Below are 13,042 nucleotides of genomic sequence, written 5' to 3' on the forward strand. Positions count from 1 at the left end.
GTTGAGGTTCGCGATGTCGCCTGAACTCTATGCCGCTTATCTGGCTGCCTGCGTGATCCTGGTGCTGGTGCCCGGACCCACGGTGACACTCACCATCGCCAACAGCTTGAAGCATGGCACGCGGGCGGGCCTGCTGAGCGTCGCCGGTACGCAGCTGGGTCTGGCGGTGATGCTGCTGATCGTGGGTGTCGGTCTCACCTCTCTGGTCGAGGCGATGGGCCATTGGTTCGACTGGCTACGCCTCGCCGGTGCGGCTTATCTCGTCTGGCTGGGCTGGAAGATGATCCGCGGCGCGGGCGGCGAGCTTGGAAACGGTGAGGCGGCGCCACCGCGCGGCGGCTTCCTGCTGCAGGGCGCCCTGGTGGCGCTCAGCAATCCCAAGACCCTGCTGTTCTTCGGCGCATTCTTTCCGCAGTTCGTCGATCCGGCGCGCGACTTCGGCCTTCAGATCTTCATCATGGGCGTGACGGCGATGGCGGTCGCGGTGGTCAGCGACAGCATCTACGCGTTGGCCGCCGGCCGCGCGCGTCGGGTTTTCTCAGCGCGCCGGATTGCCTTCCTAGAGAAAGTCAGTGGCGGATTCCTGATCGGCGGCGGCCTCTGGCTCGCCTTCTCGCGGTCGCGTTGAGCCATGGTGAAGGTGACTGGCATCGGAGGCGTGTTCTTTCGGGCACGCGATCCGCAGGCGCTCGCCGCCTGGTACGAAAGACATCTGGGCATCGACGATTTTCAGAAATCCGTCTGGGCCCAGCAGGCGGGCAGTACCATCTTCGCGCCGTTTGCCCATGGCACCGAGTACTTCGGCCGTGCTGAGCAGCAATGGATGATCAACTTCCGCGTCGACGACCTCGACGGGATGATGGCGAAACTCAAGGCCGACGGTATCGCCGTGGAAACCCGAGTGGAGTGGGACTCGGAAGTCGGCCGCTTCTGCCGCATCCACGATCCCGAAGGCAATCCGATCGAATTGTGGGAGCCGGCGAAGAACGTGGCAGGCTTGGCCGATTGAGGCGGATCAGGCAAAAACGCCAACATGTTATGTGCCGTCGAAGGTACCACGCGCATGCGTGAACGACTCTGCGCGTATTGCTAGCACTGCTGACAGTTACATCATCACTGGTTACGCGCGGGTGACGTAGTCAACGTTGTTCAGGCGCAAGCAACGTTGTGGCAATGCACGTGGCCTATCTCCCAACGTTGACGAGGGAGAATGAGTCGAATCGCCATTGTGAAAAGCGGGGCATTCGAGAAGTTCTTCACCTGTGATGTTCGACCGGAAGCTTGACGCTGGCATTTGAAATGCCCACTTCGCTGACAGCCTGCCCGGGCCTTCCTCTTGGGCAGATCTCCCTCCCAATCGATGTTTGAAGTTGACTAAACCAATTGGTTAACAATAAAGTCGAAGCATCTCCAAAAATTGGCAAGCCAGCATTCTTGATGAGGACGGCCATGTCGTTTCGCCGCCCCATGCCCGCATTGACGCGGTTTGGGTTTTTAGTTTTTGCCGCCGTCGCGGGCAGCATCGTCCTTGCAGCGTCCGGCCCTTCCGCCGGCCAAGCGCCACCGCCTCCAGAGGTCGATGTCGCGAGCGTCGTGTCGAAGCCGGTGCGGCAGTGGGATCAGTTCACCGGACGAATCGCGGCGATCGAAGCTGTCGAGATTCGCGCGCGCGTGAGCGGTTACCTCAGCCGCGTCGCTTTCAAGGAAGGCGACGAGGTCAAGGAGGGCGACCTGCTGTTCGTCATCGATCGGCGTCCTTACAAGGCGGCTCTCGATAGCGTCGCCGCGCAGCTCGAGCGTGCCAAGGCCACAGCCCGGCTTGCGGACATATTGGACCAGCGCTCGCAGCAGCTGATCAAAACCGGCGCGATCTCGCGCAACGAGTTCGACAGGAACAGCACATCGCTGGCCCAGGCCAATGCGGAAGTGAGTGCCGCCGAAGCGGCGCTGGAAACGGCCAGGCTCAATCTCGACTACACAGAGGTGCGCTCGCCGATCGCCGGCAAGGTCAGCCGCACGATGCTGACCCAAGGCAACCTGATCCAGGCCGACCAGACCGTGCTTACCAGCGTCGTGTCGCAGGATCCGGTCTACGTCTACTTCCAGCCGGACGAGCAGACTTTCCAGCGCTACGGCGACATGGCGCGCAAGGGCGAGCGCGCCGCTTCTGCCAATTCGGTGCGAGTCGGCCTGGCCGGCGACGAGGGCCATCCGCATGAAGGCACGGTGAACTTCGTCAACAATCAGGTCGATTCCACGACCGGCACGATCACCATGCGCGCCGTGGTGCCCAACCTGGACCGTGTCTTCGTGCCAGGCATGTATGCACGTGTCCAACTCGAGGGCAGTGGCGAGTTCAAGGCCATGCTGATCGACGAGAAGGCGGTGATGACCGATCAGGACCGCAAGTACGTCTACGTGCTCGGTCCGGAAAGTAAAGCCATGCGCAAGAACATCGTGCTCGGTGGTGCGATCGAGGGCTTGCGCGTGGTGCAGTCGGGTCTCGATCCCCGCGACAAGGTGATTGTCGCCGGGCTGCAGAAGATTTTTGCGCCCGGCATGCCGGTCAAGCCGAGCGAAGTGCCGATGGTCAAGCCGTCGAAAGCGGTGACGGTGGACACCAAGGTCGGAGGCGACTGAGTACCTACCATGGATTTTTCGAAGTTCTTCATCGACCGCCCGATTTTCGCGGCGGTCCTGTCGATCGTGATCTTTGTCGCCGGCCTGATCGCGATTCCGCTGCTGCCCATCAGCGAATATCCGGACGTGGTGCCGCCGACGGTGGTCGTGCGCGCGACCTATCCCGGTGCCAACCCTAAAGTCATCGCCGATACGGTGGCGGCGCCGCTCGAAGAGCAGATCAACGGCGCCGAGAACATGATGTACATGAAGTCGGTGGCGGGCTCCGACGGCGTGCTGCAGATGACCATCACCTTCCGCCCCGGCACCGATCCCAGGATGGCCCAGGTCGATGTGCAGAACAGGGTCAATCAGGCTCTGTCACGCCTGCCGGCTGAAGCGGTCAGCCTCGGCGTGACGACGCAGAAGCAGTCGCCGAGCTTCCTGACGATGATCACGCTGATCTCGGATGGCAGATACGATCCGCTCTATCTGCGCAACTACGTCAACACCAAGGTCAAGGACGAGCTGGCGCGCCTGCCTGGCGTCGGCCAGGTGCAGCTGTTCGGTGGCGGCGACTATGCGATGCGCATCTGGCTCGACCCGAACAAGGTCGCCTCGCGCGGCATGACCGCCAATGACGTCCTGCTCGCGGTGAGGGAGCAGAACTTGCAGGTGTCGGCCGGCCAGCTCGGTGCCGAGCCGATTGCCAGCGGCAGCGACTTTCTGATCTCGATCAATGCGCAGGGTCGATTGCGCACACCCGAGGAGTTCGGCGAGGTCATTCTCAAGACCGGCGCCAACGGCGAGGTCGTGCGCCTGGCCGATGTAGCGAGGATCGAGCTGGGGGCCAACGACTACACCCTGCGCGGTCAGCTCGACGACTATCCGTCCGGCATCATCGGCGTCTTCCAGGCCCCCGGCGCCAATGCGCTGGCGGCACGCGATGGGGTCATCGCGAAGATGGACGAGCTGGCCAAGCGCTTTCCGCCCGGCGTGAGTTACCGCTCGGATTACGACAGCACGATCTTCGTGCGCGATTCGATCCGCTCCGTGGTGAACACGCTGCTGGAAGCCATCATCCTCGTCGTACTCGTGGTGATCCTCTTCCTGCAGACGTGGCGGGCCTCGATCATTCCGTTGATCGCGGTCCCGGTATCGGTCGTCGGCACCTTCGCCGTGCTCTATCTGCTCGGCTTCTCGATCAACACGCTGTCCCTGTTCGGTCTGGTCCTCGCCATCGGCATCGTCGTCGACGACGCGATCGTCGTGGTCGAGAATGTCGAGCGCAACATCGAGGAGGGCCTCTCGCCACTCGATGCGGCACACCAGGCGATGAAGGAAGTCTCCGGGCCCATCGTGGCGATTGCGCTGGTGCTGTGTGCCGTGTTCGTGCCGATGGCCTTCCTGAGCGGCGTGACCGGGCAGTTTTACAAGCAATTCGCCGTCACGATTGCGATCTCGACGGTGATCTCGGCGATCAACTCGCTCACCTTGTCGCCGGCATTGGCAGCCAAGCTCCTGCGCTCGCACAGCGCCCCGAAGGACCTGCTGTCGCGGATCATCGAAGGTGCGTTCGGCTGGGTGTTCCGGCCGTTCAACCGCTTCTTCAAGGCCAGCTCTGACAGCTACCAGAGCTCGATCTCGCGCATCCTGAAGCGCCGCGGCATCGTGTTCGCGATCTACGCACTGCTGCTGGTCGGTACCGGTGCGATGTTCAATGCCGTGCCGCGCGGCTTCATTCCAGTCCAGGACAAGCTCTACCTGATTGCTGTCATCAAGCTGCCCGAAGGGGCCTCGCTCGAACGCACCGACGCGGCGATGAAGAAGCTCAGGGACATTGCCTTGGGCACCGACGGCGTGGCGCACGTGGTGGCGATGACCGGCCTCAACGCGATCCAGTTCACCAATACGCCGAACTATGCCGTGGCCTTCCCGATCCTGAAGCCATTCAACGAACGGACCCGCAGCGCCAAGGAGATCGCCGACGACATGCAGGCGAAGATCTCCGGGATCAAGGAAGGCATGGCCTTCGTCATGATGCCGCCGCCGATCGACGGCATGGGCACGGGCGCCGGCTACTCGCTGTTCATCGAGGATCGCGCCGGCCTGGGCTATGGAGCGCTGCAGGAGGCGGTCGCCGCCCTGCAGGGGGCGGTCATGGCGGCGCCGGGCATGGGCTTTCCGTTCTCGGGCTATCAGTCCAACGTGCCTCAGCTCGACATCGAGGTCGACCGTGTCAAGGCCAAGGCGCAGGGCGTGTCTCTGACCGAGCTGTTCAGCACCCTGCAGGTCTATCTCGGATCGGCCTATGTCAACGACTTCAACATGCTCGGGCGTACCTGGCGCGTCTACGCCCAGGCCGACGGCAACTTCCGCAAGACAGTCGAGGACATCGCCAACCTGAAGACACGCAACGAGCGTGGCGAGATGGTGCCGATCGGCTCGATGGTGAAGATCCGGGAGGCTTACGGTCCCGATCCGGTGCTGCGCTACAACGGCTATCCGGCGGCCGATTTCATCGGTGAGGCTGAACCTGGCGCACTGTCGTCGGCTCAGGCGATGCGCCTGATCGAGGGGTTGGCGAGTTCGGTGCTGCCCAACGGCATCGCCATCGAATGGACCGACCTCAGCTTTCAGGAAGCCACGCAAGGCAATGCCGCCCTGTTCGTGTTCCCGGTGGCGATCCTGCTGGCCTTCCTGGTGCTCGCCGCACTCTACGAGAGCTGGGTGCTGCCGCTTGCGGTGATCCTGATCGTGCCGATGTGCATTCTTTCGGCCTTGGCCGGCGTGAAGCTGTTCGGCGGCGACAACAACACCTTCGTGCAGGTAGGACTGGTCGTGCTGATGGGGCTGGCCTGCAAGAACGCGATCCTGATCGTCGAGTTTGCCCGCGAACTGGAGTTCCAGGGTAAGGGCATCGTTGAGGCAGCATTGGAGGCCTGCCGCCTGCGCCTGCGTCCGATCGTGATGACCTCGGTCGCCTTCATTGCCGGCACGGTTCCGCTCGTGCTCTCGCACGGCGCCGGTGCCGAGGTTCGTTCGGCCACCGGCATTACCGTGTTCGCCGGCATGATCGGCGTGACTGTGTTCGGCCTGTTCCTGACGCCGGTATTCTATGTCGGCTTGCGCAAGCTCTCGGGACGCAAGTTGATTCAGCATGGCGAGTCCACAGCCCGCGTCCATCATTCACCCGCTGAGTAGGGCAAGGAGCGGGTTGCGCCTTCAATGCCAGCCGGGTCTGATCCGGCAGGCTGCTGGCGGAACTGACGAAGACTGACGCGCTTCGTGACAGTGCCTGGTTGTTGATTCCGCCCCAGCAGACTTGGCCGGCCGTCAGTTTCGGCTCGTCGATGGGGGGGGAAGCGAACTCTACTGCCGAGACGGCGCCAGCTTGATCGAGCCGGGCCTCTTCATCGACCTGGGGCATGGCGCTACAATGTCTTCGAGTTGGCGTCGGTCGATTGCGAGGAGCAAAGCAGGTGAGCGAATCCACGACCCAACAGCCACTAACCCTGGCGATCGACGTCGGCGGCACGGGGCTCAAAGCCTCGGTCCTCGATGAATCGGGGAAGATGGTGGAAAAGCACGTGCGCATGCCGACGCCCAATCCCTGCACGCCGGATATATTGGTGGAAGCGCTCACCAAGCTGACGGCGGCTCTCACCTCCTACGAACGTATTTCCATCGGCTTTCCCGGCGTCGTGCGAGACGGAGCGATCGTCACAGCTCCGCACTTCAAAGGCAAAGCCTGGCGTGACTTTCCGCTGGCAAACACTCTGGCACGCCGCTTCGGCAAGCCGGTCCGCTTGCTCAATGACGCCGAGGTGCAGGGACTGGGGATCATCAAGGGGCAAGGGCTCGAGGTCGTGCTGACGCTCGGCACGGGCCTCGGCAGCGCTGTGTTCAGCAACGGTACGCTGACGCCACACCTTGAGCTGGCGCACCACCCGATCGGCAAGGGCGAGACCTATAACGACTATGTCGGCAACGCCGCGCGCCTTGCGCTCAGCAGCAGGAGATGGAACAGACGCGTCCTCAAGGTCATCAAGGTCGTCCACGCCCTCCTGCACTATGACGTTTTGTATCTGGGCGGAGGAAACGCTGCCAAGGTCACTGTCACCCTGCCGGATAACGTCCACATCGCATCCAACGATGCCGGTATCACGGGCGGTATTCGTTTGTGGGACGAAGCTGTCTGGAGCGGCGCCCTCGGTGGCCGCGCCGCGTCTTCCGGACGCTGAAGCAGTTCGAGTGTCCCCGTCGGCGAAATGCGAGGTCCGCAGGGCGGCCCGAGCGGCGCTACACTGCCTGACGCCGCCCGGTCGGCTGCGGTAAACTCCCGACAACCCGGGAGAAACGAACATGGCGGATTACGATCTTGTGGTGCGCGGCGGCAACGTGGCGGATGGCACCGGTGCGGCGATCAAGGAAGCGGACATCGCGGTCAAGGACGGCAGGATCGCTGCCGTTGGCAAGGTGAGCGGGCAGGGCGCCGAGGAGATCGACGCCAAGGGCCTGCTGGTGACGCCGGGCTTCGTCGACATCCACACTCACTATGACGGCCAGGCCACCTGGGATTCACATCTGCAGCCGTCGAGCTGGCATGGCGTCACCACGGCGGTGATGGGCAATTGCGGCGTCGGCTTCGCGCCGGTGAAGGTCGAGGATCGCCAGCGCCTGATCGAGCTGATGGAAGGCGTCGAGGACATTCCGGGCGCCGCGCTCGACGAAGGCCTGAACTGGTCGTGGGAATCCTTCGGCCAGTATCTCGATGCGCTCGAGGCGAGGCCGCGCGACATGGATCTCGGCGCCCAGCTTCCGCACGGTGCGTTGCGCGTCTTCGTGATGGGCGAGCGGGCGGCCAAGCTCGAAGAGGCGACGCCGGCCGAGGTCGAACAGATGCGGGCGTTGACGGCGGAAGCCATGCGCGCCGGCGCGCTGGGCTTCTCGACCTCGCGCACGCTCAACCATCGCACGGTGAAGGGCGATCCGACGCCGTCGCTGCGGGCCTCGGAGGCCGAACTTCTGGGCATCGCGCTCGGCATGAAGGATGCGGGCCGCGGTGTCATCGAGTTCATCTCGGACTTTAATACGCCCAACCCGGAGAGCGAATTCGAGATGCTCGACCGGCTGCTCACCGCGTCGGGCCGGCCGTTCTCAGTGTCGCTGGCACAGGCCCATTCCCGGCCCGAGGGTTGGCGCCGACTTCTCGGCCTGGTCGAAGGGCTGGCGGCCAAGGGCCATAGCGCCAAGGCGCAGGTGGCGCCGCGACCGATCGGCGTGCTGCAGGGCCTGCAGGCCAGCCGTATCCCGTTCTCGATGTGCGCTTCCTACAAGGCGATCCAGCACAAGAGTGTCGCCGAGCGCCTGGCGATCATGCGCGACCCGGCGTTCCGCGCGAAGGTCCTGCAGGAGGCAAACGAGCCGCTGCGCTCGGAGATGGCGGCGCGTCTCACCGACTTCGACCGCATGTTCCCGCTGGGCGATCCGCCGGACTACGAGCCGGCCCAGGAAAGCTCGCTGGGTGCCCGGGCGCGCCGTGAGAACCGCGATCCGCGCGAGGTCGTCTACGACTATCTGATCGAAGGCGAGGGCAAGAACTTCATCTTCGCGCCCTTCGCCAACTTCGCCGCCTTCAACCTCGATTGCTGCAGCGAGATGATGCAGAGCCCGCACACGTTGATCGGGCTGGGCGATGGCGGTGCGCATGTCGGCTTGATCTCCGACGGTTCCTATCCGACCTACCTGCTCCAGCATTGGGGCCGCGACCGCAAGAGCGGCAAGCTCGACCTGTCATGGCTGGTCAAGCGCCACACCCAGGACAATGCCAAGGCCGTCGGCCTCAACGATCGCGGCGTCGTGGCGGTCGGCAAGAAGGCCGACCTCAACGTCATCGACTTCGACCGGTTGCGGGTCGAGGCACCGATCATGAAGTGGGACCTGCCGGCCGGCGGCAAACGCCTGCTGCAGCGCGCCACCGGCTATCGCGCCACCATCGTCTCGGGCGCCGTCACCTATCGCGACGGCGAGACGACGGGCGCCTTGCCGGGCAAGCTCGTTCGCGGCCCGCAGGCTGCCTAAGCGAAAGTGACGGGCAGGGTCTCCAGCCCACGCAAAGTGAAGGTCGGCCGCCGCTCGGGCGTGCCGGCCAGCTCGAGGCGCGGGAAGCGGTCGAGCAGGGTGGCGAAGGCGATCTGGCCTTCCATGCGGGCGAGCGCGGCGCCCAGACAATGATGGATGCCGCCGCCGAAGCCGACATGCCGGCGGGCATCACGCGTGACGTCCAATTTGTGCGGGTCAGGAAATGCCGCGGGGTCGCGATTGGCGGCGCCCAGGACTAGCATGATCTCGTCGCCTCGCTTCACCGGGCAGCCGACGACGGTCATGTCCCGGGTGACGACCCTCTGGGTGATCTGCACCGGCCCGTCGAAGCGCAGGAACTCATCCACCGCCGGACCGACCAGTTCGGGCGAACGGCGTAGCAGGGCAAGCTGCTCGGGGTTACGCAGCAACGCCAGGGTTCCGTTGCCGATCAGGTTCACGGTGGTCTCATGTCCGGCAACCAGCAGGAGCTGCACCAGGGCCACGACCTCACGCGACGTGATGCGGTCGCCATCGGCGTCGACGGCAGCGAGCGCAGAGACGAGATCGTCGCCCGGCGTGCGTCGCCGCGCGGCCAGCAGATCGCCGAGATAGGCTCGGAGATTGGCGCGGGCCTCCTCGATGGCTGCTTCTATGGCCGGCGTGCGCAACACCGAGGGATCGACCGAGCGTGCAACACCGCGCGACCAGCTCGTGAACAGCGCCTCGTCTTCGGGAGGGACGCCGAGCAGGGCGCAGATCACGCGGACAGGTAGGGGATAGGCAAAAGCCTGCACGAGATCGACAGGTCCAGTCTTTGCCGCCATGGCGTCGACCAGTTCGGTCGCGATCGCCTGGGTCGTGGCACGCAGCTCATCGATGCGGCGCGGCGTGAAGGCTCGCGCCACCAGGCCGCGCAGCCGCGTGTGGTCGGGCGGGTCCATGAACAGCAGGCTGCGCGAACGGTTGGGATCTTCCTCGACGCGCTCGGCTTCGGTGGCGGCATGCGATTCGTCGGTCGAGAGGTTCGGATGGCGAAGCATCGTCGTCACATCGGCATGACCCAGCGCGAACCAGATCGTCTCGCCGACCGGCAGCAACGGCGTGGGGCCGCGGAAGCGTTCGTAATAGGGGTAGGGATCCTCGCGGAATGCGGGCGACATCGCCTCGACGAAGAAACGGTCGGCCAGGGTCGGCTGGGTACTCTGGATACTGGTCTGAGTGCTGGCTTGCATGGTCATGGAACCCTCGCTGCAACTCGATACAGTTATGTATCGAGTTGCAATGTGCTAAATTCCGAGGCATGTCAAGAGTGCGCACGCGTCCGACCCGGGACGATACGCGGGAAAAGCTGTTCGAAGCGGCGGCCCAGGTCTTCGAGGAACGCGGCATCGGTGCAGCCAGCATCGAGATGATTGCGGCTGCCGCCGGCTTCACGCGCGGCGCCTTCTACTCGAACTTCGAGAGCAAGGACGATCTGATCGTCGCCATGCTGGAGGATCACGTCGAGCGCTCGCTTCAGCATCATCGCCGGCTGCTGGAACGCCATCTCAATCCCACCGATTTCGTCGCCGCCCTGCGCGCGACCGAACGCAGCCGCCAGGATCCACTAGGCCGTGCGCCGCTTCTGCACATGGAACTGATCCTCTTCGTCGCGCGGTCGGAGAAGCGCCGCCCCGAGCTTGCGCAACGTCTGCGCGCGCGTCGCAAGCTGGTGGCCGATATCGTGACGGCGACGACGCGGGAAACGGCAGGCGGTGAAGTCCGCAATCCCGCTTGGGCCAGCAGCATGTTGTTGGCGTTGGAGGATGGCTTCCGCCTGCACCGCCTCATCGACCCGGACTCCACGCCCGCCGACAGCTTCTTCCGCGCGGTCGGTGAATTGCAGAAGCTGGTGGAGTAGGCGCTGGCCCTGGCGTCAGACTTCCTCGTAGCTCGTGAAACGGATCGTGTCGGGATCTTGCTCTAACAACGGCGCCAACACGTCGTTCTCCCAGGTCTTCCAGTGTTCCGGATAATCGGAGGCCCGCACGGGTGCCTCGACCGTTCCCCAAAGCCGCTCCCATGCCTCGCGGCTCTCGAAGACCCAGATAGCGGTGTAGGCGCCGCGTCGCGCGCCTTTCAATCCTCTCAGGAAGTGATGTCCGACCAAACCCGGAAGGTCGAACAGGCCGCGGCGCTCGGCCTCCCGTGTAGCTCGCTCGAACGCCTCGCCGGACACGCCGGGCTTTAGTTCATACTCGTGAATGCTGATCAATCTCGGCATGGCTGTGCCTCTGCTGAGTGGGTTGCGTGATGCCGTCGCTCATGCTGCTGTCCTTGGCGAACAATCATGGAGGCGCGGACTATGCGGCGTCGACATCTTCTGGCGGCCACAGGCACGCTTGGTGGCGCCATCGGCTCCGCGGTCGTTGCGCCATCTTCCGCACAACCGAAGCCGGTGTTTCTGGAATACAGCCAGGAACAGCTCGACAAGGCCTACGATCAATCCTTCTGGGCGCCGCAGATGGCCGAGCTCGAGGCGGGTGATGGTACGAAGAGCGCAGAAGTGCGCCGGAGAATGCCACCGCGGACGGAGCGCTACGGTGGGAGCGAAACGAACCTCGTCGATATTTTCACTCCACCGGGCGCGAAAGACGTGCCGGTCGTGGTCTTCATTCATGGTGGCGCCTGGACGCGCAATTCCCGGCTGGATGCTTCGTTTCCGGCTCCGGCCCTGGTCGGGCGAGGTGCTGCCTATCTGGCGCCGGACTTCGGTAGCCTGAACACTATCAGGCTGCCCGAGATGATCGAGAACTGCCGCCTCGCGCTCGAATGGACGGTCCGCAATGCGGCGAGCTTCGGCGGCGATCCCAGGCGCGTCTATCTTGCCGGCCACTCATCGGGCGCGCATCTCGCGGGCTGCGTTCTCATCACCGAATGGACCAAGCGCGGCCTGCCTGCCGATGCCATCAAAGGCGCCCTGCTCATGAGCGGCATGTACGACCTCTATCCGGTGCGGCTCTCCTCGCGCAGCAAGTTCCTGCACATCACGCCGGAAGAGGAGGCGGCGGCCAGTCCGATGCGTCACCTCGACAAGGTCGCCTGTCCGATCGCCATCACGTCTGCCGACGAGGACAGTCCCGAATTCAAGCGCCAGTCGAGTGTCTTCGCGGACGCGCTTCAGGGCATGGGCAGGCTTGCGAGCCGAACCGTTGCGTTCAATGCCAACCACTTCCAGGAGGATGATCGTCTCGGCCAACCTGACAGCGAGATCAGCAAGGCGCTGTTCTCGCTGATGGGAGTCTGACGCGGCGAGCGCGTTACCTGATCAGAGCCTCAGTCGCCCTTGATGTCGTTGTCCTTGATGACCTTGAACCAGCGCTCCTGTTCGCTCTTCTGGTAGGCGGCGAATTCTTCCGGCGAGCTGGTCAGGATTTCCATGTTGAACTGCTCGAGGAACTTCTGGGTGACGTCGGGCGCCTGAACCGCTTTCTTGATCTCGGCATTCATTCGGTCGATCAACGGACGCGGCGTGCCAGTGGGCGCGTAGACGCCCCACCAGGAGTAGGACGGAAATCCCTTGATGCCCTGTTCGATCAGCGTCGGCGTCTCGGGCAGTGCAGGTGTCCGCTTCTCGCCCGTGACGCCGATGGGCCGGATCTTGTTGGCACGGATGTGCGGGCTGAACGAGGTCAGGCTCGAAATGCCGATGTCGGTAACGCCGCCCAGCAAATCCTGGGTGAGAGGCCCGCCGCCCTTGTAGGGGATCAGGTTGAGATCGACGTTGTTCTCTTTCTTGATGAGGGTCATCAACACCAGCGCCTGGCTGGCGCCCAGCACGCCGACATTGACCTTGCCCGGCCGTGCCTTGGCGTCGGCCACGACCTCAGCAAAGGTCTTGTAGGGCCGGTCGGGATGCGCGGCGAGAGCTTGCGGCGTGCGGCCGATCAGCATGACGTTGGTGAGATCCGAGTCCTTGTACGGCAGGCCCGGGGCGAAAGCCGGATTGAGGATGTGACTGTCGAAGGTCAACATCCAGGTCTGGCCGTCCGGCGCCGATTTGGCGGCGATCGCCGAGCCGACGGCGCCGGTTCCGCCCGGCTTGTTGTCGATGATGATGTTCCAGCCGGTATTCTCGATGAGTTTGGCCTGGATGATGCGCGCCACCGGATCGGTCGATCCGCCGGGCGGGAAGGGCACGATGATCTTGATCTGGCCCTTGGGCCAGTCACCGGTGCCGGTGGTCTGGGCCCCGGCAAGGGCTGGCGCGCCGAGCGTCGCTGCGGCCGCACCAACCATGAGAAAACGGCGGTTGATGATGGTCATTTAGACCTCCCTGTAGCTGTCTTTGTTGGGG

General features: G+C 64.0%; 11 protein-coding genes. 8 read left to right on the forward strand and 3 right to left on the reverse strand.

All coding sequences use genetic code 11. The features are described from left to right. Positions 1 to 13: 13 nt before the first annotated feature. The 6 genes from EPO50_RS03250 to EPO50_RS03275 all read left to right on the forward strand — a co-directional run bounded on the left by EPO50_RS03250 (position 14) and on the right by EPO50_RS03275 (position 8,703). Positions 14 to 628, forward strand: a complete 615-nt coding sequence (locus EPO50_RS03250; protein ID WP_296341215.1) for a LysE family translocator — start codon at positions 14 to 16, stop codon at positions 626 to 628. Positions 629 to 631: 3 nt separating this feature from the next. Continuing rightward, positions 632 to 1,009, forward strand: a complete 378-nt coding sequence (locus tag EPO50_RS03255) for a VOC family protein (protein ID WP_296341216.1) — start codon at positions 632 to 634, stop codon at positions 1,007 to 1,009. A gap of 440 nt (positions 1,010 to 1,449) precedes the next feature. Continuing rightward, positions 1,450 to 2,640, forward strand: coding sequence for an efflux RND transporter periplasmic adaptor subunit (locus EPO50_RS03260; RefSeq protein WP_296341217.1), 1,191 nt, complete (start codon positions 1,450 to 1,452; stop codon positions 2,638 to 2,640). A gap of 9 nt (positions 2,641 to 2,649) precedes the next feature. After that, positions 2,650 to 5,823 (forward strand): efflux RND transporter permease subunit, encoded by a 3,174-nt coding sequence (locus EPO50_RS03265; protein ID WP_296341218.1) that lies wholly within the window; start codon positions 2,650 to 2,652, stop codon positions 5,821 to 5,823. A 278-nt stretch (positions 5,824 to 6,101) separates the two neighbouring features. Further along, positions 6,102 to 6,863 (forward strand): ROK family protein, encoded by a 762-nt coding sequence (locus EPO50_RS03270; RefSeq protein WP_296341219.1) that lies wholly within the window; start codon positions 6,102 to 6,104, stop codon positions 6,861 to 6,863. Between the two features lie 121 nt (positions 6,864 to 6,984). Then, positions 6,985 to 8,703, forward strand: a complete 1,719-nt coding sequence (locus EPO50_RS03275) for an amidohydrolase family protein (protein WP_296341220.1) — start codon at positions 6,985 to 6,987, stop codon at positions 8,701 to 8,703. On the opposite strand, the gene EPO50_RS03280 is transcribed toward EPO50_RS03275, so the two are convergent. Beyond that, positions 8,700 to 9,944, reverse strand: coding sequence for a cytochrome P450 (locus EPO50_RS03280; protein ID WP_296341221.1), 1,245 nt, complete (start codon positions 9,942 to 9,944; stop codon positions 8,700 to 8,702). The two genes, EPO50_RS03275 and EPO50_RS03280, sit on opposite strands and share 4 nt — an antisense overlap. A gap of 62 nt (positions 9,945 to 10,006) precedes the next feature. Between EPO50_RS03280 and EPO50_RS03285 the strand changes: the two genes are divergently transcribed. Continuing rightward, positions 10,007 to 10,606 carry a TetR/AcrR family transcriptional regulator gene (locus EPO50_RS03285; RefSeq protein WP_296341222.1) on the forward strand — a complete coding sequence of 200 codons (600 nt, stop codon included), beginning with the start codon at positions 10,007 to 10,009 and terminating at the stop codon, positions 10,604 to 10,606. 15 nt (positions 10,607 to 10,621) lie between these two features. On the opposite strand, the gene EPO50_RS03290 is transcribed toward EPO50_RS03285, so the two are convergent. Further along, the gene (locus EPO50_RS03290; protein ID WP_296341223.1) at positions 10,622 to 10,969 is read right to left on the reverse strand and encodes a hypothetical protein; all 348 of its coding nucleotides are present in this window, start codon (positions 10,967 to 10,969) and stop codon (positions 10,622 to 10,624) included. A gap of 81 nt (positions 10,970 to 11,050) precedes the next feature. On the opposite strand from EPO50_RS03290, the gene EPO50_RS03295 reads away from it, so the two are divergent. Further along, the gene (locus EPO50_RS03295; RefSeq protein WP_296341224.1) at positions 11,051 to 11,992 is read left to right on the forward strand and encodes an alpha/beta fold hydrolase; all 942 of its coding nucleotides are present in this window, start codon (positions 11,051 to 11,053) and stop codon (positions 11,990 to 11,992) included. 29 nt (positions 11,993 to 12,021) lie between these two features. Here EPO50_RS03295 and EPO50_RS03300 read toward each other — a convergent pair whose 3' ends face one another. After that, positions 12,022 to 13,011, reverse strand: coding sequence for a tripartite tricarboxylate transporter substrate binding protein (locus EPO50_RS03300; protein WP_296341225.1), 990 nt, complete (start codon positions 13,009 to 13,011; stop codon positions 12,022 to 12,024). Positions 13,012 to 13,042 lie beyond the last annotated feature (31 nt).

The sequence above is a fragment of the Reyranella sp. genome, from assembly GCF_004297405.1.
Classification (GTDB): domain Bacteria; phylum Pseudomonadota; class Alphaproteobacteria; order Reyranellales; family Reyranellaceae; genus Reyranella.